The organism is Staphylococcus sp. FSL W8-0271, from assembly GCF_038006605.1.
Taxonomy (GTDB): Bacteria; Bacillota; Bacilli; order Staphylococcales; family Staphylococcaceae; genus Staphylococcus; species Staphylococcus cohnii.
In genome coordinates this window covers 2504646-2526310 of the sequence record NZ_JBBOVM010000001.1, presented here as the reverse complement: position 1 = coordinate 2526310, position 21665 = coordinate 2504646, and the positions used below count along the sequence as shown (strand labels likewise).

32 protein-coding genes, 1 pseudogene and 1 riboswitch are annotated in these 21665 nt (G+C 29.9%); of the genes and pseudogenes, 22 read left to right on the top strand and 11 right to left on the bottom strand.

Going from position 1 to position 21665, the window contains the following annotated elements; genetic code table 11:
- The first annotated feature begins 131 nt into the window (after positions 1–131).
- The 4 genes from NST87_RS12460 (at position 132) to NST87_RS12445 (ending at position 1759) form a co-directional block, all read left to right on the top strand.
- Positions 132–254: a hypothetical protein gene (locus NST87_RS12460; RefSeq protein WP_019469858.1), complete on the top strand. Its 123-nt coding sequence runs from the start codon at positions 132–134 to the stop codon at positions 252–254.
- Positions 255–344: 90 nt separating this feature from the next.
- Entirely contained in the window at positions 345–794 is a 450-nt protein-coding gene (locus NST87_RS12455; protein WP_019469859.1) for a GNAT family N-acetyltransferase, read from the top strand.
- Positions 795–1214: 420 nt separating this feature from the next.
- The gene (locus tag NST87_RS12450) at positions 1215–1517 is read left to right on the top strand and encodes a hypothetical protein (protein ID WP_019469861.1); all 303 of its coding nucleotides are present in this window, start codon (positions 1215–1217) and stop codon (positions 1515–1517) included.
- 23 nt (positions 1518–1540) lie between these two features.
- Complete coding sequence (locus NST87_RS12445; RefSeq protein WP_019469862.1) at positions 1541–1759, top strand: hypothetical protein; 219 nt, start codon at positions 1541–1543, stop codon at positions 1757–1759.
- Between the two features lie 397 nt (positions 1760–2156).
- Here NST87_RS12445 and NST87_RS12440 read toward each other — a convergent pair whose 3' ends face one another.
- The 3 genes from NST87_RS12440 to NST87_RS12430 form a co-directional block, all read right to left on the bottom strand.
- On the bottom strand, positions 2157–2390 hold the full coding sequence (locus NST87_RS12440; protein ID WP_019469863.1) for a hypothetical protein: 234 nt from the start codon (positions 2388–2390) through the stop codon (positions 2157–2159).
- Between the two features lie 184 nt (positions 2391–2574).
- The gene (locus tag NST87_RS12435) at positions 2575–2781 is read right to left on the bottom strand and encodes a hypothetical protein (RefSeq protein WP_019469864.1); all 207 of its coding nucleotides are present in this window, start codon (positions 2779–2781) and stop codon (positions 2575–2577) included.
- A gap of 65 nt (positions 2782–2846) precedes the next feature.
- On the bottom strand, positions 2847–3047 hold the full coding sequence (locus tag NST87_RS12430) for a hypothetical protein (protein ID WP_019469865.1): 201 nt from the start codon (positions 3045–3047) through the stop codon (positions 2847–2849).
- 99 nt (positions 3048–3146) lie between these two features.
- Between NST87_RS12430 and NST87_RS12425 the strand changes: the two genes are divergently transcribed.
- The 11 genes and pseudogenes from NST87_RS12425 to NST87_RS12375 all read left to right on the top strand — a co-directional run bounded on the left by NST87_RS12425 (position 3147) and on the right by NST87_RS12375 (position 9583).
- The gene (locus NST87_RS12425; RefSeq protein WP_115041329.1) at positions 3147–3335 is read left to right on the top strand and encodes a hypothetical protein; all 189 of its coding nucleotides are present in this window, start codon (positions 3147–3149) and stop codon (positions 3333–3335) included.
- 137 nt (positions 3336–3472) lie between these two features.
- On the top strand, positions 3473–3664 hold the full coding sequence (locus NST87_RS12420; RefSeq protein WP_019469867.1) for a hypothetical protein: 192 nt from the start codon (positions 3473–3475) through the stop codon (positions 3662–3664).
- Positions 3665–3781: 117 nt separating this feature from the next.
- Positions 3782–4057, top strand: a complete 276-nt coding sequence (locus NST87_RS12415) for a hypothetical protein (protein WP_019469868.1) — start codon at positions 3782–3784, stop codon at positions 4055–4057.
- Positions 4058–4067: 10 nt separating this feature from the next.
- Positions 4068–4286: an epilancin biosynthesis-related protein ElxI1 gene (gene elxI1 / locus NST87_RS12410; protein WP_019469869.1), complete on the top strand. Its 219-nt coding sequence runs from the start codon at positions 4068–4070 to the stop codon at positions 4284–4286.
- A gap of 557 nt (positions 4287–4843) precedes the next feature.
- Positions 4844–5095, top strand: a complete 252-nt coding sequence (locus tag NST87_RS12405; RefSeq protein WP_019469870.1) for a GlsB/YeaQ/YmgE family stress response membrane protein — start codon at positions 4844–4846, stop codon at positions 5093–5095.
- A gap of 130 nt (positions 5096–5225) precedes the next feature.
- A complete protein-coding gene (locus NST87_RS12400; protein ID WP_019469871.1) occupies positions 5226–5756 on the top strand; it encodes a hypothetical protein in 531 nt (176 codons plus the stop codon).
- A 154-nt stretch (positions 5757–5910) separates the two neighbouring features.
- Positions 5911–6398: pseudogene (locus NST87_RS12395) on the top strand (GNAT family N-acetyltransferase).
- A gap of 220 nt (positions 6399–6618) precedes the next feature.
- Positions 6619–6807, top strand: a complete 189-nt coding sequence (locus tag NST87_RS12390) for a hypothetical protein (RefSeq protein ID WP_019469873.1) — start codon at positions 6619–6621, stop codon at positions 6805–6807.
- Positions 6808–7009: 202 nt separating this feature from the next.
- Positions 7010–8326, top strand: coding sequence for a peptidoglycan recognition protein family protein (locus tag NST87_RS12385; RefSeq protein ID WP_040030356.1), 1317 nt, complete (start codon positions 7010–7012; stop codon positions 8324–8326).
- A gap of 141 nt (positions 8327–8467) precedes the next feature.
- On the top strand, positions 8468–9163 hold the full coding sequence (locus NST87_RS12380) for a hypothetical protein (protein WP_019469875.1): 696 nt from the start codon (positions 8468–8470) through the stop codon (positions 9161–9163).
- 183 nt (positions 9164–9346) lie between these two features.
- Positions 9347–9583 carry a hypothetical protein gene (locus tag NST87_RS12375; protein WP_019469876.1) on the top strand — a complete coding sequence of 79 codons (237 nt, stop codon included), beginning with the start codon at positions 9347–9349 and terminating at the stop codon, positions 9581–9583.
- 99 nt (positions 9584–9682) lie between these two features.
- Here the strand turns inward: NST87_RS12375 and NST87_RS12370 are convergent, their stop codons facing one another.
- Both NST87_RS12370 and NST87_RS12365 read right to left on the bottom strand, forming a co-directional pair.
- Positions 9683–10987 carry a TrkH family potassium uptake protein gene (locus tag NST87_RS12370; protein ID WP_340721755.1) on the bottom strand — a complete coding sequence of 435 codons (1305 nt, stop codon included), beginning with the start codon at positions 10985–10987 and terminating at the stop codon, positions 9683–9685.
- A gap of 95 nt (positions 10988–11082) precedes the next feature.
- Complete coding sequence (locus NST87_RS12365) at positions 11083–11820, bottom strand: poly-gamma-glutamate hydrolase family protein (RefSeq protein WP_019469878.1); 738 nt, start codon at positions 11818–11820, stop codon at positions 11083–11085.
- Between the two features lie 373 nt (positions 11821–12193).
- Here NST87_RS12365 and NST87_RS12360 point away from each other — a divergent pair, with 373 nt between their 5' ends.
- The 3 genes from NST87_RS12360 to merA all read left to right on the top strand — a co-directional run bounded on the left by NST87_RS12360 (position 12194) and on the right by merA (position 14515).
- Positions 12194–12607, top strand: a complete 414-nt coding sequence (locus NST87_RS12360; RefSeq protein WP_307725470.1) for an SRPBCC domain-containing protein — start codon at positions 12194–12196, stop codon at positions 12605–12607.
- Between the two features lie 164 nt (positions 12608–12771).
- Positions 12772–13206: a redox-sensitive transcriptional regulator HypR gene (hypR, locus tag NST87_RS12355; protein ID WP_019469880.1), complete on the top strand. Its 435-nt coding sequence runs from the start codon at positions 12772–12774 to the stop codon at positions 13204–13206.
- Complete coding sequence (gene merA / locus NST87_RS12350; RefSeq protein WP_115041325.1) at positions 13193–14515, top strand: hypothiocyanous acid reductase MerA; 1323 nt, start codon at positions 13193–13195, stop codon at positions 14513–14515. The genes hypR and merA overlap by 14 nt, the downstream gene beginning before the upstream one ends.
- Positions 14516–14621: 106 nt before the next feature.
- Here the strand turns inward: merA and NST87_RS12345 are convergent, their stop codons facing one another.
- Complete coding sequence (locus NST87_RS12345) at positions 14622–14798, bottom strand: hypothetical protein (RefSeq protein ID WP_019469881.1); 177 nt, start codon at positions 14796–14798, stop codon at positions 14622–14624.
- Between the two features lie 593 nt (positions 14799–15391).
- Positions 15392–15616: a hypothetical protein gene (locus NST87_RS12340; protein ID WP_019469882.1), complete on the bottom strand. Its 225-nt coding sequence runs from the start codon at positions 15614–15616 to the stop codon at positions 15392–15394.
- Between the two features lie 259 nt (positions 15617–15875).
- A riboswitch (guanidine-I (ykkC/yxkD leader) is annotated at positions 15876–15973 on the top strand.
- Between the two features lie 53 nt (positions 15974–16026).
- Between NST87_RS12340 and NST87_RS12335 the strand changes: the two genes are divergently transcribed.
- The 3 genes from NST87_RS12335 to NST87_RS12325 all read left to right on the top strand — a co-directional run bounded on the left by NST87_RS12335 (position 16027) and on the right by NST87_RS12325 (position 17485).
- Complete coding sequence (locus NST87_RS12335; RefSeq protein WP_019469883.1) at positions 16027–16353, top strand: DMT family transporter; 327 nt, start codon at positions 16027–16029, stop codon at positions 16351–16353.
- Positions 16353–16667, top strand: coding sequence for a DMT family transporter (locus NST87_RS12330; protein ID WP_019469884.1), 315 nt, complete (start codon positions 16353–16355; stop codon positions 16665–16667). Before NST87_RS12335 ends, NST87_RS12330 begins: the two co-directional genes overlap by 1 nt.
- Positions 16668–16858: 191 nt before the next feature.
- Positions 16859–17485, top strand: coding sequence for a LysE family translocator (locus tag NST87_RS12325; protein ID WP_019469885.1), 627 nt, complete (start codon positions 16859–16861; stop codon positions 17483–17485).
- Positions 17486–17588: 103 nt separating this feature from the next.
- On the opposite strand, the gene NST87_RS12320 is transcribed toward NST87_RS12325, so the two are convergent.
- Complete coding sequence (locus tag NST87_RS12320; protein WP_019469886.1) at positions 17589–17954, bottom strand: DUF4870 domain-containing protein; 366 nt, start codon at positions 17952–17954, stop codon at positions 17589–17591.
- A gap of 109 nt (positions 17955–18063) precedes the next feature.
- Here NST87_RS12320 and NST87_RS12315 point away from each other — a divergent pair, with 109 nt between their 5' ends.
- Positions 18064–18642, top strand: coding sequence for a histidine phosphatase family protein (locus NST87_RS12315; RefSeq protein ID WP_019469887.1), 579 nt, complete (start codon positions 18064–18066; stop codon positions 18640–18642).
- Between the two features lie 54 nt (positions 18643–18696).
- Here NST87_RS12315 and NST87_RS12310 read toward each other — a convergent pair whose 3' ends face one another.
- The 3 genes from NST87_RS12310 to ahpF form a co-directional block, all read right to left on the bottom strand.
- The gene (locus tag NST87_RS12310) at positions 18697–18912 is read right to left on the bottom strand and encodes a hypothetical protein (protein ID WP_115041323.1); all 216 of its coding nucleotides are present in this window, start codon (positions 18910–18912) and stop codon (positions 18697–18699) included.
- A 326-nt stretch (positions 18913–19238) separates the two neighbouring features.
- The gene (locus NST87_RS12305; protein ID WP_019469889.1) at positions 19239–19859 is read right to left on the bottom strand and encodes an NDxxF motif lipoprotein; all 621 of its coding nucleotides are present in this window, start codon (positions 19857–19859) and stop codon (positions 19239–19241) included.
- A gap of 272 nt (positions 19860–20131) precedes the next feature.
- Positions 20132–21655, bottom strand: a complete 1524-nt coding sequence (gene ahpF, locus NST87_RS12300; RefSeq protein ID WP_019469890.1) for an alkyl hydroperoxide reductase subunit F — start codon at positions 21653–21655, stop codon at positions 20132–20134.
- Positions 21656–21665 lie beyond the last annotated feature (10 nt).

The window sequence follows — 21665 nt, the reverse complement described above, 5'->3', positions numbered from 1 at the left end:
ATTAATTAGCAATATCTTAGTAGCAACAAAATAGAAGATAATGTTCACTTAAAAAATAAAGTAATATTCATATTAAATGTGTGATTATTTTATGGGGAATAAGGTATCTATATAGTAAAGGGGAATACTGTATGGACATAATTGGAAAAATATTAACATTTTTAATGAATACATTTTCTAACTTTGCAGGTAGTGACTCCTTGATTAAGGATATTAAAAAAGGATTTAAAGAAAATTCAAAAAAAGAAAATTAGCTATTTCCACCCGTCAGTATAATTTCTGATGGGTGTTTTCGTATTATATTTAAAAACCACAAAATATAAAATTTTGAAAGAGTGATAATTATGATTGAAAAGTTGAAATCTGTAGATGAAGCACCGATTGAACTTCTGTTATTGGCAGATCCATCAAAAAATTTAATTTTAAATTATTTAAAAAATGGTGAATGCTTTGTATATAAAGAAAATAATGAGACTTTAGGATGCTATGTATTACAAAAAATTAATCAAGATAAAATTGAATTAGTTAACATTGCAGTACTTGAATCTAAACAGAAGACGGGGATTGGTAAAAAGTTACTAGCAAATGCTTTTGAATATGCCAAGAAGAATGGTTACAAAAATATAAAGGTTGGTACAGGTAATTCTAGTATAGGGCAAATTGTATTTTATCAAAAAATGGGTTTTAGAATGTGTAATATAGATATAGGCTTTTATGATAGAAATTATAATGAAAAAATTTATGAAAATGGGATATTATGTAGAGATATGATTCGTTTTATAAAGGAATTGTAAGTAAACTTTTAGAAAGCGCCCACAACTTTAAAATTGAAATATAGACTATTTTATACACAATATAAATTTAATCGAGGGTGTGTTAGTATGAAAGCATATTTAAAACAATATTTGTGAGGACTTTTATATGAAATTTCTTAGCAAGGTGTTTGCAACTATCGCATCATTTATTGTAGATGTTATTGGAGGTAGCTTTTTTAGCTATTTAGCAGATATTACTTTTTTGAATAATGTTTTTTACAAGAAAGATAATAAAACTAAAAAGAAGGACTGAATTCACGATGACAATTTGGCTTTCAATATTGGGAATGTGGTTTTGCATAGGAATTGCATTCTTAGCCATTTATTTAAATAAGAAAAACAATAAAAATTAATGAGTAATGAAACACATAAATTTGAAAATTGAAAGGCTGTGTTTATTTGGTTTTTGTATACATAATTCTATCAGCTATTTTACTTTATTATGCAATTAAATACGGTATTAGAGACGGTTTGATTGATCATGATGCTAATAAAGAAAAACTTATCTATTTAAATAAAAGTGCAAACTTATTTGAAGAAATTGGTGATTTATATAGTGCAGTGGCTAAAGAGGGCAAATCTAAAGCTAAGAGCATATATGATAAGTCACTAGATGTATTATTGTCTGAAGTGGAGCCTAATGAAAAGTACAATACTATGATCGAATTAAAAAAACAGATAATAAATTTGAAAGATGGATAAATTAATATTAGGAGATGAATAATATGGACGTACTAAAAATTATATTTTTAATTTTATCTGTGATTTCACTCGTGATTTTTATTGGTTATTCTATCTTTACTTTTTATTATATTTTAAGTAAAAAGAAAAATGAAATGTCTGATAATGAATATCAAGAAAAACTTAAAAAGATAGGCATAACAAATGCTATAATTCTTATTGTAGTGGTTCTAGTTACTGTTGTTTACACTTTGATTCCTTGATCAATAATAAAAGGTTATAGCTCAATTGATTTAATAAAGTTTGATACAAAGCATACGTAATATTAAGGAAAAAGGAATGGTTTTGATAATAAGGGCAAATGTATGAAATGGCATTTACAGAAATGTGCTAGTAAATGCCTTTATAACAGCATTTTGAACATTAATGATTATTAATAAAATAGTAGTATATATAAAGCACGATAATAGATATTGTATCTGAAAACCCCGTAGGCATATACCTACGGGGTTATTTTTGTGTGTTATATATTTTGGGAAAGGACATTAAACTTTATTCAAGTGTAAGAAATTACTAATTTTAAATAAGTGTATTTTAAGTTTTTTAAGTGAACTTTCTATAATATCATTATTGTTGAAGTTTGCGTAGTGATGATTTAGATTAATCGTCATCATCTAATAAATTTATAACATTTACAATGATTTCTCTTGTATCAACATTAAACGAGACATCATTTCCATAACTTAGTGATTTAACTTTTATAGTATCATTTTCCAATTTTAAATATAGGGCAACGTGTTGATAGTTTTCTAAAATAACTAGTGTATCTTCGTCTCTAACTATATTATATGATCCTTTGCCATTAATTGTAACTGTCCAATTATTGAATTCCATTATACCCATCTCCTTTTATATATTATTCATCTTTTTCTAATCCTAAAATAACCATTAACACAGCTGAAATGAGCATGAATGGTACAAAAATAGATGTTATTAAAAATCAGCCAATCATGATTAGATAAAACTCATCAATTTTATATTTGCCAAATTTCATCATATCACTCCTTATAAAGTTATATTACTTCTTGTTATAGTCGTCTATCGTAACGCCGTCTTTTTCGACTTTTTTCGTGCTTGCTCGTATTAATAAAATTGCATTACCCATAAAAATTATTGCTAATATTAATAAAATGGTAAATCCACCAATATTTGTATAATTAAAAATAATGAGTGCTATCATTAAAATGATATTAATTGTATGGTGTATAGCCATTCTCTTATTCATTTTCTCCACTCCTCAAATATTAATCCTCTGGTTTTTAACATTTGGAATCAAAGATTTGTAATGAACTACCTAGCATTATTGTATTTTGACTCGAAATCCATGAGTGCAATAGTATAATTTTTCCACCATGAATCTTTTTCGTAATATTCTAAAAGTATTTTTAATTCCATAATACTATATGTAACTGTGCAATCTGCAAATATTAAAGGATAGGATAGTGTATGTCCTTCATACCAAAAGCCCATATCAACAATTAATCTATTCAAATTATGTCAACTCCTAGAATGATTTGGATGGATACAACATATATTTTATAAAAAGTATGTTAGGATTGAAATAATATTATAACAAAAAGGAGTATTTATATGTGGAATAATATTGAGGTAGTTGTTTCATTTATTATATTTGTAGGTGCACTCATATTTGCTGTTTATTCATTTTACAATAATTCTATTACAGCAGGTATTGGTGCTTTAATTGTGACTACAGTAAATATCTATTACATAGTTCAAGCATTGAGAGACAAAAGAAAAGAAAGAGAAGATAATTACTAAGTGTAGGTATTGTATTAAATAATTATAGAGACATCGCATAATTCAGCACATTATTAATAAATCAAATCAATATATAAGTTTATGTAATACGAGTGAGGTATTTTTTCTAAAATATTAGTGTAATAGGAGTGAGAAATTTGAAAAATAATATGGATACGAGTTTTATAATTGCTAATTTTATGAATATAATTTTAGTACTATTGTTTGCTTTTGGCGCGTTTAATCACCTTAATAATTTTTTTACAGTGATTTTTGCAATAATAACTGTTTTAAATGCAGGCTTTTTAGTTTATAAAAGTATCGAAATTTCAAAGAAAAATAACCATTAAAAGCCTTAACTAAAGTATTTTCTACACTATATAATCCACTGACAGAAATTTAAAAACATAAATACTAATCTTAAGTATTTTAAAATGATTGTTCATATAGCATTTTGGAGGTATTTTATGAATCATGAAAATGATAAGAAAAAATATCAGAAAATAGAAGTTATAGCAAACACTTTTGGCATAGTAGCTTTGATCTTAGTATTTGCCTCATTGATTCTAGCTTTGATTTTTGAATGGAAATTTCTAGACTATGTTGTTAACGGGTCTGGCGTACTTATTATACTAAGCTTAATCATAAGTGCGATACCGCACGTTATGGAAAAAAATATCAAGATAATAGTTTTTGATATTATCTTTATCGTAATAATAGCGATTATATTTTATAGTTTATAAGGGGTTATGTATGAAATTTATCACTAAAATTTTAGATGTTTTAGTATGGATATGTGTTATTTTATTGTTTAGTAAGTATATTGTTAAATATGCAAATATGATGTTTGATTGGAATTTAAGATGGTATTTTCTTGAAGATATTCCTCATTTAGCATTGATATTATTTATTTTACTATTTATATTTGCAGTACCTTCTGAAATGATAAAAGAAAAACATAATAATGAATAAAGTTTTACATATATTTTTGTGTTGTTAGAAAAGAAGACTTGGAATGATTTTGACGATATTAATCATATTTTTATTAATTAATCTCTTGCCAGCTCTATATTTTGGCAAAAAATATAGTGATTTGAAGAAGAAAAATACATCAAATCAAGACTTTGAAAAGTTATCAGATTCAATGATGCATGCAGATAAATTTATAATACCATTGTTAGTCATTATAGTTATAATGCTTTATTGCATTAAATGAAAAAATAAAATTATAAGATGAAATCAAGCGCATGTTACAAATTTAAGATTTACATTATCGTCATGTAGTTTTATAATTAGTTTTGCATGCCCACGGGTGTGCGAAAATGAGGAGATGGGTTTTCTGTGTGCCCTTGGGCATGCAGAAGATTCATAACTCCCGTTATAAGGCCCCTTTTATTAGGGGTCTTTTTGTGTTTAAAAACATTGATTACTATTTACGTAAATAAAGTAATTGTGGTATTGTATTTTCATGTTGGTTATCGTAATATTCATGTGTTTAAAAATATACAAATAAAAAGGAGTTTATGCATATGAGTTTTATAATAATGATCATTGTAGGTGGCCTAATTGGCTGGATTGCAGGCGCTATCGTAGGTAAAGATATTCCAGGAGGTATCATTGGTAATATTGTTGCTGGTCTAGTTGGTTCTGCGATTGGTAGTAGATTGCTAGGTACTTGGGGCCCAGTATGGGGCGGCGTACCAATTTTTCCAGCGTTGATTGGGTCAATTGTATTTATATTTATCGCTTCACTTATTATTAGTGCGCTAAGAAAAAAATAATTAAGATAAAGCGACTTACAAAAAGTTAGAAAAAATTTTTATTATAACGGGTAGAAATTATGATCTTTTTTGTAAAGATATTACGATAATCAACGACCATCTCACATTTATATTATAAAGGTGGTTTAGTATGATAAACATTATTTCAGCTATTGGTTCTATTGGAACTTTTATAATGGCACTATTTTATTTTGTTTCAGTTTCAATACAACTGTACCAAATGAAAATAAGTTTTATTCCTGCGCTTGGGTTTAATCAAATTTTACTTTCTTTAGATAAAGATAATCAACTACAAATGATTAATACAAGTTCTGATTCTGTTGAACATCAAGATTATTTAAAATTGTTTAATCTAGGTGGCGGGGCAGCAAAAGATATTGATATTGAAATAATTCTTAATGAAGATAACGTAATTCAAAAAAAATATGTAAGTATATTACCAAGTAAAGAAGGCTATTTATTACCAATTAATAAAGACGTTTTTGATGAGTTGCAAAGTACTATTCAAAATAATGGTTATGAGTCTAATTTAAATATTAGAATTAATTATTATCATAACGTTAGTAGAAAAGTAAAAACAATTATACTCAATGGTAAATTAGATAGATTTAATACGTATGATGAGAAAGAACTTTATGAATTACAATTTATTAATAAATAATACAATTTATGCTTTGTGCATATATATATAAACATTTTATGAAAAACACTCATTAGATAACTTTAGGGTTATGGTGAGTGTTTTTGTTATGTTTTATGACATAGATTTGCTGAAGATTTGCTTTAAATATACAATAAAGCAGAGGTGAAGCGATATGATAAGACAAGCACGACAATCGGATTTGCAATCGATTTTAACTATATATAATCATGCAATATTAAATACGACTGCAGTTTATACATATGAAGCAGTAACTATTGAAGAAAGAGAAGTTTGGTTTCATGAAAAATTAGAGCAAGACGAACCCATTTTTGTATATTTAAAAGGTGACAAAGTTGTTGGATTTGCAACATATGGCTCGTTTAGAAATTGGCCAGCGTATCAATACACTGTAGAACATTCCATTTATGTTGATCCAGAAACGAGAAAAGAAGGTGTAGCTTCACAACTGTTAGTTAAATTAATTGAAGAGATCAAAAACAGAAATTATAAGACAATTGTTGCAGGTATTGACGCATCAAATAATGCTAGCATTAAATTACATGAAAATATGGTTTTGAATTTTGCGGAAATATAAAAAGTGTTGGTTACAAATTTGACAGATGGTTGGACTTAGCTTTTTATCAATTGATATTGAAATGACTATGTTTAAAGCCAAATGATGGTATTTTAAGCAAGTAATTAATTTATTATAAAAATCGAACTAAAACCAGGTATTTGAAATAGAAAACAAAAGTGGTAGTTAGTTTAATGTATGGAAAGGGTATGGATAAATAAATAATATGACCTTTTCATAAGAGATTTATGTTTTTATGTAATGATACGGTTTGAAGATCTTATTAATATGACTTGGGGTGATTGGATGGCTGTGTTTGCGTTGTTATTTCATTTAGTCTGTTTAATTATTGTTTTAATCGCAGGTTTTAAAGCATTAAAAGAGTTCAAAAAACCTATGAATCAACGTAATCAAAGAAAAATTGATTCTATCTTAATACTTGTGTTAGTGGTGGCTTTGATTGCGATATTGTCTAGTGTTTTTACAGATATTTAATAAAACGTCGTTGCTCAAATGAGCGACGGCTTTTAATTTTGCTTTAGAAACCTCAAGTATCTTTAATATGAAGTATAAAACAATATTTCATTTTGTAATTAATTCAATATTAATATAGAATGAATTAAAGAAGTTTTGTAAATGAAATTTTTTGTTACATACATATTAACCGTATGAATATTTTATTTAAGGAGATATCGTTATGAAGTTTAGATTTAGTGTTTCATTGTTATTAGTTTCGAGCTTGCTACTGTCACAAACTGCAATTGCAGCACAAGAAAATAAAAACACGCAAGATACGAAGAAGAATGATACACAAAACAAAGAAAATACGAGCAAGGCCATTGATTATGAAAAAGCTCAAAAAATGAGTCCACAGCAATTGAAAAATGCATTAACGCCAGGAGATTTAAAGTTACATAATAAAGATGGTGAACGTCAAAATACTGAAATGAGAAGTTTTTCGGCTAATCGAGCGTATCAAGATGTAAATACATACATAGCAAATAATAATATAAAACCAGCTAAAATCGTACAAGATTCCAGAATGAATAACTTACCAAAGTATAATTATAAATCTGGTAAATACATTGGTGTAGTAATACATGAAACTGCAAATCCAAACAGTACAATCGATGGTGAAGTAAACTACATGTACAACAATTATAATAGTGCGTTTGTGCATGCGTATGCGGGTAGTGATAAAATTGTTCAAACTGCGCCAAGTCAATATTTAGCTTGGGGCGCAGGTGCTAATGCCAATCCATATTTTTATCAAATTGAATTAACAAGAGCTAACACATTTGATGGGTTCGCAAGATCTGTTAATAACCAAGCATATTTAACTGCAAAAATGTTGAAAGCCAATGGGCTACAGCCTTCGCTTGCTGACAATAATCAAGGAACAGGAACAATTATAAGTCACAATGCGGTAAGCCAATATTGGGGTGGTTCAGATCATTCAGATCCGGTTGGCTATTTCGGACAATGGGGATATAATATGAACCAGTTTTACAGTTTAGTACAGAAACATTATAAATCTCTATCAGGTGGAGGTAGTGACGGAGCAATTACTGGCAACACATATAAAGTATCAAAAGGTGATACGCTGTATAGCATTTCGAGAAGAAGTGGTGTTGCAATAGATAATATTAAAAAATGGAATAAACTAACGAGCAACACGCTTTCTGTAGGGCAAGTACTGAAGTTGAAAAATCCTAGCACCCCAAGTGATTCCATTACTGGCGATTCACACAAAGTGGTTGAAGGAGATACACTATATAATATTTCAAAACGAAGTAAAGTAAGTGTGGCAAACATAAAAAAATGGAACCATTTAAAGTCGGATAATATTAGTAAAGGACAAATTTTATATCTAGTTAAGACATATACGGTTAAAAAAGGTGATACATTATATAGCATTGCTAAAAATCAAGGTACCTCTGTAGATAAAATTAAAAAGGATAACAAGTTGAGTTCTAATAGTTTAAAAGTAGGCCAAATTCTAAAAATAAAATAGAAGCGTTGCATAGAACGAGCATCGTCTAATAAGAAGATGCTCGTTTTTGTAATAAATTAAAAAATGTTTTTATGAATATAATTGTGAACGTCATAATTTCGTGTTACTTTAATAATATAAAGTTATGGGTGGGTTTAGGAAATGAAACAATTCAGTTTAATCATATCATTATTATTTTTATCAGTGATCCTGACAGCATGTGGTAACAATGAAAAAAATAATGATGACGTTGAGCAAAGCAGTAATACAAACAAACAGGATGAAGATAATAATCAACATGAGGAACGACAATCTACAGAACAAAGTGAAGCAAAAAAGGATCAGTCGTTACATCAAGATTCAGCGGCTGAAAATGACAAGAATATGGATTCAAAAGCTAAAACGAAAAACGATAATGCTTCAAAAATGAAAAATAATGATAATAGCAAAAGTTATTTAAATGGTTTAAGTACTTCAAAAATCGAATACGCCCGTATTTGGCATCAACTAGGAATGATTAAAGATGTCAAAAATATTTATGTCAAAAAATATCCAAAAGGAACGCCCGTAAATAAAAATGCGGAAAAGAGCGCATTGTATCCTGAGGATGTCGTTAAATTAGAAGCGCCAATGAAAGTGGGTGGTTCGATAACTTATAGTAGTAATGGTGATGGAACTATTAATATTTATAAAAAAATACCATATAGATGGGAATCAAATGCGTCCTCGAACACTGAGGATATTTATCAAGACACTAAAAATGCAGTTGAACAAGATATAGAAACGGTTGAAATTAATGCTACAGACAATGCGCAAATCAAAAGGTTGGCCCAAAGTATCCAATTGGTTAATGATTGATTAGTTGTGTTTTAAAATAATTACAAATTTTGAAGTATTTTAATCATGATTTATCTGGAATTAACAATTCTCAGTATTTTATGATTATATATAGTGTGATACATTATATGTAATTGAAGTGAGTGCATTGTTAGCGTATTATATAGAGCGTTTGTAACGTTAAATTAAGTTGAGGTGATACAGATGTTAACTAAAGGTATTAAATATCCATATGTTAAATTTTTATTTGATGTGATTGGCATTTTATGTGCAATAAGTGTATTAGTGCTTGTGTTTGTTAACGGTTTTATCAATAATCAATCTGGGAACTTTAGCTTAGGATTTGATGTATCTGGTACACATATGGTGATTATGAATGCTTTGGTATTAATGACTATGATTTGTGCGATAATATCTACAATTTTAAGAAAAGTGAAATAATGTTATTAAGATTTGATTAGACGATACTGAAACGAATAGCGATGTGAAATAGCAATAGACCAGAAATTAAAAGCTAATTTCTGGTCTATTTTCATTTCTTTATAGATGTACATTTTCTTTAGCATAATGAAATTTTTGATTTTTTTCAGTAATAAATAATTGGAGGAATGTAAGTATACCAATTTTACCAATTAACATTGTGAGTACAATAACTATTTTCGTAGGGCTATCATAAAACGTCGTGAAGTTCATCGATAGCCCAACAGTGCCGAAAGCAGAAATGACTTCGAATAATACTTTAGTATAAGATATTGCTGAATTTAAATAACTTACTATAAATGAGACGATTATAACAAATGCACCGGCAGAAAATGTAATGGCCACGGCAGTTTTTAATGTGTGCTCATTTATAGATTTTTTGAAAATAGAGGGGTGCTGTTCGTTTCTTAATGTACTTTTTATAAATAATAACGTTAAGACTAAAGTTGTTACTTTTATACCGCCTGCAGCGCTGATAGGGGCGCCACCAATAAACATTAAAAGCATTAATAATATTGAAGTAGGTGGTGTGATTTGCCCAATATCGACACTATTAAAACCAGCAGTTCGGGTAGTAACAGACTGAAAGAATGAAGCGCCAAGTTTTTCTAAAAATGACAAATGTGCCATAGAATGGTTATATTCTAAAAAGTAAAATACAACCCAACCAATAAGTATCAGTATGACAAATGTCGTTAATACTATTTTTGAGTGTAGGGTTAATTTACTTAACTTTCTAGTTGTAGCGACGTCTAAAAAGACAAGCGGTCCAATACCACCCATGATTATAAGAATTGGAACGATCATAGTTATTATAGGGTCATTAACAGTGCCCATCATATTGTCACTAAATAATGAAAAGCCAGCATTATTAAAAGCAGAAATTGAAGTAAACGCACTTAAAAATATTCCTTTACCTAAGCCATATTTTGGAATAAATGAAAGTGCGATACATATTGCCCCAATGAATTCTGTAAGGATACTATAAATGACAAATTGAAGAATCAATTTGATGACGCCGCCAGGTGATTCAATGTTCCAAGTTGTCATAATCAAATAACGGTTTCTTAAACTGATTTTTCGATGCATCAGAATAAGTGTTAAAAGTGTTACAGTGACGATTCCTAATCCGCCAATTTGAATAAGTAATAAAATAATTGTATCGCCTAACCAATTAAATTGACTAGATATATCTATAGTCGCTAGGCCAGTAACTGTGAAAGCACTGGCAGAGATAAAAAATGCGTCTACAAAATTTAAAGGTTTTACGCCTGTGATTGGTAAATATAACAATAAGGTTCCAACGATTGTGGTGAATGAAAACAACATTAAATACATATATAATGGTTTGTTTAATAGTCTCATTTTTAATGTCCTTCGTATTTTAATAATCAGTATTTTATACTCATTATTAAAAAAAGCAAGTCAATTGATACAAGTAAACTGAAAAAAATAAAATTTTATGTTCGTGAACGAATACCTTTAGTGACAGCTTCTGCGAAATCATAAATTGAATCTCGGTATTTATTTGTATTTTCTCTCGTTTCTCTGTTTAAGTTATCCTTTTTGAAAAATGATTTTCTAATAGATGTAGATATTTCCAGTTGAACACCTGAACCAGAGTCGTTTTCATTGATGAAATTTTTAGAAGAACGACCGTTAATATTATTGGGACTTTTTTCTACATTAAAACCTTCTTTTTCTAATTCTTTTTTTATAGATTGCGCCATTTTTTTATCTTGGCCACCTATATAAACGATATCTTTATCGCCTTGAAATCCGTGTATAGAAATAGATTCTTGTGAACGATTAGTCATTTCGTTCAATTTAGGGTCGTCAAAATTGGTAGATGTAATATGCAATTGTTTGTTATTTGATTTTAATAATCCTTCAAAACTATATAAATTAAAGTCACCTTTTTTAGAAATGATTTTAGCTAATTCAGAGGTTCCTGGTTCTATACCACCACCATGAATAGCAGTGATGAGAATATCTTTATTGTTTGTTTTTTTAATATTTCTTTGCCAATCACGCTGTTTCACTGTGTCTGATTTTAATTGCGCGAAATTTTGATATTTATCTTGATTTGGTGCCTGGTTATTGTTCCATATATATGTAAAATATAGACTAATTAGTATTATGCCAACAATAACAAGCATAATTAAATAGTATACGTAAGTGCTTAGAATATTTTTCATAATTAACTCCTGAACAAAAGTATTTACTAACTAGTAAAGTATAACAAATTTATTAATACTATATAGATTATATGTTATTTACAATTATGTTAATGGCATTGTAATGAACTTTATATTTTGGGGTATGAAATATATAGAGTAAGAAGATAGATTGAAAATAAGACACCTTTGGTATTTTAAACACAACAATAGCGACTGATTGGAAAATGCAATATATAGTGGTGGGATTTTTATAACACACAAGTTTATGATTTTCTTTATCATGTAAGGCTAAGTCTTTTCTTGTTCGGTCAATCATGCTGAGTGTCTTAAGACAATATAATTATGTATTTTCATTGATGATTATAAAACGTTTAACTTTAAAAGAAAGGTTGTGGATCTTTTGGATATAGTAACTAAAATGCAAGTAAATGTATCTAGTAATCAAGTATTTGAAGCTTTTGTCAATCCAGAATATATCGGAGGATTTTGGTTTACTTCTAGTTCTGAACGTTGGGAAGAAGGTAAAACGATTACTTTACGATACGAAGCGTATAATGCTGAAATCGATATTTTAATAGAAAAAATTGTTAAAAATGAATCAATTCATTTCAAGTGGGGCAATAATCATGTGACTATTGAATTGGATGGTGATGATAATCACACAATTGTGACTACTACCGAAAAAGATATTGAAGAAAACGAGGTAGAACGTTTATTAGGTCAAAAAGAAGGTTGGGTATATATGCTTAGTTGTCTGAAATCATATTTAGAATATGGCAATAAAATAAGCGGTGCATTATTGTAACTGTCCAATAAGGATTGAAGGTGTGGTCAATGTTTAACATTGAACGTTCTTTCGATCTTTTTTAATACGCCTTTCAAATATCAAAACAAAACTTTTGCACAATATAGTTTAATATGTTTAAATGTAACTATAAAAGTTTCAATTAAACGTAAAAGGTGATTTCTATGAATTTAGAATTCAATATTGCAGTTCATTTACTGACTTTTTTGCTAAAGCACTATGATGAGCGTTTTAGCAGCAATGAATTAGCAGAACGTATCTGTATTAATCCGGTTCAACTACGCAGGGTAACACGTAAGTTAAACCAACATCATTATTTAGAAACTTCAAGAGGTAAATTTGGAGGATACCAGGCTAATGATATGACAGCAAATGTCAACTTGTCTGAACTATTTGTGATGTTTAAAGAAGACCGTTCGGAAGGACGGTTATTTACTGGTGATGCAGGCAGTGATTGTGAAGTTTCAAAAGAAATAGGCAACACGATGTTTAAGTTTTATAAAAAAGAAGAAGAACTATTAATTCATTATTATCAAAATGTAACGATTAAAGATGTCTTAAATGAAACAATTAAGGAGGATAATTATGAAAAAGTATGATTTATTAATTATTGGATTTGGTAAAGGTGGTAAAACTTTAGCGAAATTTGCGTCTGGCCAAGGAAAAAATGTAGCTGTAGTTGAAAAATCTCAAAAAATGTATGGTGGTACATGCATTAATATAGGTTGTATTCCTTCAAAAACACTTGTACATGAAGGATTAGCGCACGGCTCATTTGAACAAGCTTTTTCTAGAAAATACGATGTAGTAAATGCGCTAAACAATAAGAATTATCATAACTTGGCAGATGATGATAATATCAGCGTATTAGATTATACTGCAGCATTTAAATCTAACAATGAAGTAGAATTATTAGATGAAAGTGGTGAGGTACAAGAAACAGTTACTGCCGAAGATATAGTGATTAATACAGGTGCACAACCAATTATTCCGTCTATCGAAGGTGTAGAAACATCACAACATTTATATGATTCTACTGGCATTATGGAATTGGCAACACAACCTAAGCGTTTAGTTATTGTGGGCGGAGGTTATATTGCTCTAGAATTTGCTTCTATGTTTTCGAACTTTGATACACAAGTAACAGTTTTAGAGAGACATGATGATATTATGCCTAAAGAAGATAAAGATGTTGTGGCAGAAGTCAAAAAAGATCTTGAAAATAAAGGTGTTAAGTTGGTATTTAATGCTGATACAGAGCGTTTTGAAGATAATGCATCTGGTACGACAGTACACACAACGCAAGGTAGCTATGAAGCAGACGCGGTATTGTTAGCTACTGGTCGTCAGCCTAATACAGACTTAGGTTTAGAAAATACGGATGTTGAAATTGGTGAACGTGGAGAAATCAAAGTAAACCAAAACTTACAAACGAATGTGCCAAATGTTTATGCATTAGGTGATGTTAAAGGCGGCATGCAATGCACGTATATATCATTAGATGACTTCAGAATTGTAAAAGATCAATTATTTGGTAATGGCGAACGTACTACTGAAAATCGCGGTGCTGTGCCATACACTGTATTTATTGATCCACCATTATCACGTGTAGGTTTAACAGCAGATGAAGCCAAAGCGCAAGGTTATCAAATTTTAGAAAATGCAGTACCTGTAAACACAATACCTCGCCATAAAATAAACAACGATACAAGAGGTTTGTTTAAAGCAGTAGTTAATAAAGAAACGAGTGAAATATTGGGAGCTACTTTATATGGCTTACAATCTGAGGAAATTATTAACTTAGTAAAATTAGCAATTGATCAACACTTATCTTATGAAGTATTAAAAGAAAATATTTATACACATCCTACAATGGTTGAATCATTTAATGACTTATTTAATATGTAAGGCAAATATTTTTAACACTTATTAAAAAATGTCGAATCAAAAAGAGCAGGGTTAAGAAATCTGGTTTAACTGGATTTCTACCCTGCTCTTATTTTTATATTAAATTTTATATAATAGATCTAATAATCTGACCTATAAATCCAAAAATACCAATGATTAAACAGACAACGCCAAAGCTTACTAAACTTTGTTTTTTGCCGACACCTTCATTTTTAGGTGTGCGTTTATTTATGATGAGCAACACAATACCAACGATAATGAGTAATATTGAAACAATCCACATTTTGCGTCCCTCCTTACTTTTATCGATAAAATAATAATGCTTTTACTATATATTTACCCTGTTAACTACTAAAATTAACGCATTCCTTGTTCTTTACACATTATATGTGATGTGGCATCAAAAACCTATTTAAATATATTATAAATGATTATGTAAAGTACGGGTATAAAAAGCTATAAATAGATTGATAAACATTAATTTGAGGATGTAGTATGAAGAGAATTGGTTATATTTATGTATTTGCTACAAATAAACTAGAAGGTTTTTAAAAATATTTCACTCAAATGGTTGGATTAGGCATAATAAGATTAAAGCAGTTATAAATGCTAACACACATATAGTGATAGCAAAATACAATGGTAGTGTCGAAGGATTGGTTCGAAATTTATCAGGCAGTGTTTTTAACGCGTCAATTTATGACGTTATCGTGGATAAATCCTATCAAAATCATAGTAATAGATTATGACAGTGTTCATAGAATGATTATACAATTAGGTGGGAGTCGTGTGTACATTTGATTTTCAAAAATTAAAAGGTGAGTATACTGATTAATGTCTATCAGTTATACTCACCTTTTTGGTCGAGAATTTAGATTATAAAATATTGTGGCTCACATCCTCATGTGAATAGTTTTTCAATAAAGAACAACCTAGTGGATGATGACCATTGTCAACGTAATGGTTGATTTCTTCAAGTACATCTAAAATTTCATATTCTGGAGTATTTACATCAAACGTATATTTGAATACTTGTTTCTTGTCAGATAATACAGTAGCAACGAGTTCATTGTTTTGCATTTTGTAATTTAACAATTTCATAATAATCCCTCACTTTTATCAATATTTTGGTCTTGCTAACGGAAGTACTCAATTGAGAATAAGTTTCATTAACAACACTATTACATTATAATTATTATAATGTAATCCTTATTATACATTAAAATACATAAAAAGTAGAGTGTTTTGGCCTAAAAAATAATTTAAAACGCTTTCTTTTTAAGAATTAATATAATTTATTATAAAATGAAGTATCTGAACTTGAAGTTTAAAGTGTAATTTGATACGATTTCATTAATTGAATAAACCTTTCTAGGGTTCCACAACGATGGTGTTGGTTCGGTCCGAGAGAAAGGCACATATTTATATGTGACACGGAAGGATAAAAGCCTGGGAGATAGTATAGATAACTATCTCCTAGGCTTTTTTAATTTTTAAAGGAGGAATTTGCTATGAATTGGTTAAAAATTGTTATTGCAGCCGTCTTTGAAGTGGGCTGGGTAATTGGTTTAACTCATGCTTCATCAGTATTTGAATGGATTTTGACAGTGATTGCTATATTTTTAAGTTTTTATTTACTTATAGAAGCATCAAAAGTATTGCCAGTGGGTAGCTCTTATGCAGTTTTTGTAGGACTTGGTACAACAGGCGTTACGTTATGTGATTTTATATTCTTTGGTCAACCATTTAATCCAGGGAAAATAGTATTAATCATAACATTGTTGCTAGGTGTAGTTAGTCTGAAATTAGTAACAACAAATGAAGGAGGGCGTTCATAATGGCTTGGATTTTATTGATTTGTGCAGGTGTATTTGAAATGCTTGGTATTACATTTTTGAATGCTTATGTACATAGTCGCAAATATCAATCGCTCGGTTTGATGTTAACATTCTTTGCAATTAGTTTTTTAGCATTATCTATTGCTATGCAACAGTTGCCGATGAGTACTGCATATGCTGTATGGACCGGTATTGGTGCTGTTGGAGGAGCAGTTTTGGGTATGGCTTTTTATAAAGAATCAACAGATATTAAACGGATTATTTGTATTCTTGTTATATTAGGGAGCACGATTGGGTTGAAATTATTAAGCTAAAAACGAATTAACTTGAATCACAACAATTAATTTTGCTGTTCCAAGCTTTTTAAATATTGACTAATGATCTCAATTTGAATTTAGTTCATCTATTATTGTCACTTTATAATAAACGGATAGTAAAAGATTTATTTCGCGTGTTGCGATACCGTGCGCATCTTGATAACATAATTAAGGTGGAGGTGCAGAATATGGAAGGATTAGCCGCATTTATAACAATTACATTAATGATTATTATCGTTCCAGGACCTGATTTTTTCGTCGTGATGAAAAATTCGATCACATCTGGTAAAGGTAATGGCGCAATGGCAGCATTGGGCATAACGACAGGCCATGTTGTTTACTCTCTACTAGCGGTATTTGGTATTATTTTTATTTTGGCTAATATGTATTATGTGTTTTTAGTGATTAAAATACTGGGCGCTTGCTATCTTATATATTTAGGTATCAAAAGTATTATTAGCGCACGTCAAAGTATGAATTTTTCAACCACACAAATGAAAGCACAACAAATAAGTTATTTAAGCTCATATAGACAAGGTTTCTTTAGTACCATTTTAAATCCCAAAGCATTACTCTATTACATAAGTATCTTGCCGCAATTTTTAAGTGCGGGCGATGGTGTTACAACACAAATAGCAGTGTTATCTGCGATTGTAACAACGGTTATTTTATTATGGTTTATTTTCTGTGTATATATTTTTCAATACATTAAATTACTTTTTGCAAATAGAAAGATTAAAGCTATTTTTGACTATACGGTAGGAGCAGTATTGATTGGTCTGTCGCTTAATTTATTATTTAGCAAAAGTAGTTAATCTAGATTTAACTAAAAAAACAGCTTGAGGAAGTTAAAACTTTCCAAGCTGTTTTTTAGTATATTTTCATGGCTATCTAATATTCAAAAACAAACGATTTATCTTAGGGGTTAAAATAAGCATTTTCAGAAATTAATACTTTGATGCCACGATAAACATTTTTAATCGTATACCAAATCGTGAGTATAATTAAAATAATTGCAAAAATAATCGTTATCACTATAATTGTTTGATGTTGTTGATTGACTAGCATACCACCTAAACTTGCAATGATAATAATAAATATTGGCCCTAAATATGTGATGATATGATAGAATAACGATTTAGCAGCATGCGTTGATGCTGGTTTGTCAGCAAAAATCCAAATGATGATGGGTAATATGATTGGTGCGAAAAATATACTAAAATAACTTACAGAAGCTAAGACACGTCCTGCTTGTGCATCTGATTTTAAAGGTTGTTCATTCATTTTTATCACCTCACATTTAAAGTAACAAAAATAAATCTTGTTTTATAGAAGTTATACTTCATCTAACAAAAATGTTACCTTATTTAAAAATGTAAAGGAGTACAAACATATGAAGTTATACTTAATTCGTCATGGTGAATCAAAATCAAATTATGATAAAAAAGAAGGAAATCATTATTTTTGTGGTCAATTAGACGTTCCATTAACTGAAAAAGGCGCTCGAGATGCACAATTATTACAACATCATTTTAATAAATTAAAAATTGATCATATCTATATGTCTGATTTAACAAGAACGAGACAGACTTATAATGCAATTTTTGATAAAGATATTCCGGCAAGTGTGACGACATTACTGAGAGAACGTTCTTTAGGTAAGTTTGAGGGCGAAAAAGTGAGTGAAATTGAACAAGATACTCAATTTGCAACATATTTTAATGGCGGCCCTAATAGTTCGTTTAGACACAGTTTTACTCAAAAAGCACCAGCAGGGGAAAGTTATGAAGATGTGTTACAACGTGTAGCATCATTTTTTAAACAAGAGCTAGATACATCTTTAGATACGGTTGTAATCATTGCCCACCAAGTTGTAATTAGGTGTTGTTTCGTTTACTTAGGCTATGAAAATAAAACATCTGTGATAGATAAGAAAATTGAAAATTGTGTACCTTATGAAATTGAGCTATAGTATCGATAAAATATTGTATTAAAAAACCTGAACTGTTTACCTATTCAGTTCAGGTTAATATTTTTTTGCTGCTGTTAAGCTATCGTGAAATCCTTGGAATATAGTGTTGATATTGTCTAAGAAGCTACCAACAATAACTGCGAGTATGACGTAAGTAATACTTAAAGCAATGAATTTATATGAAATTACGCCATAAGTTTCTTTTTTCTCAAAGAGATTAAAAGCTATGAAGACAGCAGCCATGGCACCTAGTAAAATCGTAATTACCATAGTGCGACCTCCTTAAAAAGTTTTCGGCTGTGCTCCTATGTTTACTATGTTCAATCTTATAACATAGGATAACAAATACTTCTCTGAGAAAAAAAGGCATTTTATATTAAAAAACCTTACAATCGTGTAAGGTTTTTTACAAATATAAGTCAATATGAATCATATAATTTTAATTAAGCGCTGAAAAGGCTTTATAGTTCTGGAAATAGTTAATGTCATCATTTTGTAATGCATTTTGTTTAATTTGATATCAAATTAAAGTAAAATTGATAATTATTCAAAAATTGTTCACAAACTCAAGTGGTTACATAACGATGAATTGTATTTTACTTATCTATTGCATCACTTTTAATGCCCTTATCTTTAAGGAATTTTTTGATTTTTTCTTGTTTTTTACCATTTACGTCACCCGCTTGTTCTGCGGGTACGTCTACTACGTTTAGTTTATTTTGAGGTTGGTAGTTTACTTCTTCAATTTGCTTATCAGCATCTTTAATAGTGGTATTTAACGCTGTGAAATAGTTTATGATTCGATCCACATCGTCTTTATAACCTTTAGGTAGATGATTGTCTTTGACAAATTTTTTGAAACGCACGTCATTTTTAACTGCATTGTGTGATAAATCAGATAATCTTTTTGCTTGTGCATCTGTAATTTTAGTGTCCGTACCAGTTTGTTTATCTAATTTATATTGTAATAAATATTTATTATCGAGGATATCTGAATTCACATCCAAATATTTTTTAATCGCTTTGTTCATTTCCGCCTCGCTAATATTTTCTCCTTTTTGGTTAGAATCAAAGATATCATTTTCTGTAACTTTTTTTACATTTGAAGGGGCGTGTCTCTCACTGTGTTGCTTATCACCATTTGAATCGCCATTAGCACATGCTGTGAGCATCACAGTTAACATGAATACTAATGTTATAAGTATACTTTTTTTCATAAAACGTATTGCTCCTTTAATCATAGTCCGATTTATATATTAATTTATATGCTTTTGAAATTATAACCTAAGACTATCATTTCAAGCTATTGATTGATATAGATGTCATAAAGTTAAACGCACAATCTTTTGAACAAAGTTTGAAAATTCAAGTCTATACGTTTCATAATAGCGAAAAATTGTCGCTGCTATCACATAGAAGTTAAAACAACAAAAATAAAAAGGAGAACCAATTTGGTCCTCCTTTTTAATCTATTTGAATAGGGAAGTAATTAGTGTCGAATAATATAATCAAATGCATTTAGTGCAGCATTTGCACCTGCGCCCATTGAAATAATAATTTGTTTATTACGATCGTCTGTGACATCACCTGCAGCAAATACTCCAGGGATGCTTGTAGCATTTTTACGATCAATGATTATTTCATTTGCTTGGTTTAATTCAACGTAATTTTCTAACCATTCTGTATTTGGAAGTAGTCCGATTTGTACGAATATACCTTCCAATTCTATTGTGTGATCTTCACCAGTTGCTTTGTCTTGATATTTAAGACCAGTAACTGCATTTTCACCTAATACTTCAGTTGTTTGTGCATTTTTAATAATTGTAACATTTGGTAAAGAGCTTAAACGTTCTTGTAATACGTTGTCTGCTCTAAGCGTAGCGTTACGCTCAAGTAGGGTAACATGTTCTACAATACCTGCTAAGTCTATTGCAGCTTCAACACCTGAGTTACCGCCACCTACAACAGCAACGTTTTTATTTTCAAATAGAGGTCCGTCACAGTGCGGGCAGAATGCCACCCCTTTATTAATAAGGGCTTCTTCACCAGGTACTTCTAACTTACGCCAGCGTGCACCTGTAGCGATAATAACAGTTTTACTTTGTAATTTAGCATCGTTATCTAAAGTGATAACAATACCATTGTCTGTTTTTTCAATATCACTTGCTCTGACACCTGTCATGATATCCACATTATATTGTTTTACATGATCTTCAAGTGCAGATGAGAATTTAGGACCATCTGTTTCTTTGACAGTAATAAAGTTTTCAATTGTTGCAGTATCATTGACTTGACCACCAATGCGATCAGCAACAATACCAGTGCGCAATCCTTTACGTGCAGTATAGATAGCGGCACTACCACTCGCAGGACCACCACCAACGATTAACACGTCATAAGGATCTTTATCGTTGAATTCTGAAGGGTCTGCTTTACTACCTAGTTCAGATAATATATCTTGTACTGTCATACGTCCATTACCAAATTCTTCACCATCTAAATAGATAGCTGGTACTGCCATGATATCCTCAGATTCTTCTCTGAAAATAGCACCATCAATCATTGTATGAGTGATATTTGGGTTTAATAAACTCATTAAGTTCAATGCTTGAACGACATCAGGGCATTTTTGACAGGTTAAACTAATATAAGTTTCAAAATTGAGTGGGCGATCTAAAGCTTTAATTTGATCTATTACAGATTGTTCTTCTTTAGGCGCGCGACCACTTACTTGTAATAAAGCTAATACAAGTGAATTAAATTCATGACCCATAGGTAAACCAGCGAATGTAATACCTGTATCTTCGTCAGGTTTATCCACTGTAAAGCTTGGTGTACGTTTTAAGTCTTTCTCTTCAATTGTGATATGAGATGATGCTGCAGCAACTTCATCTAGCAACTCTTTTAGTTCTTTTGATTTATCATCTGTACCAAGACTTGCGCTTAGTACAACATCACCTTCCATTAATTGAAGTAATTGTTGTAATTGTGATTTTAGCTGATCATTAAGCATTCAAATCAAT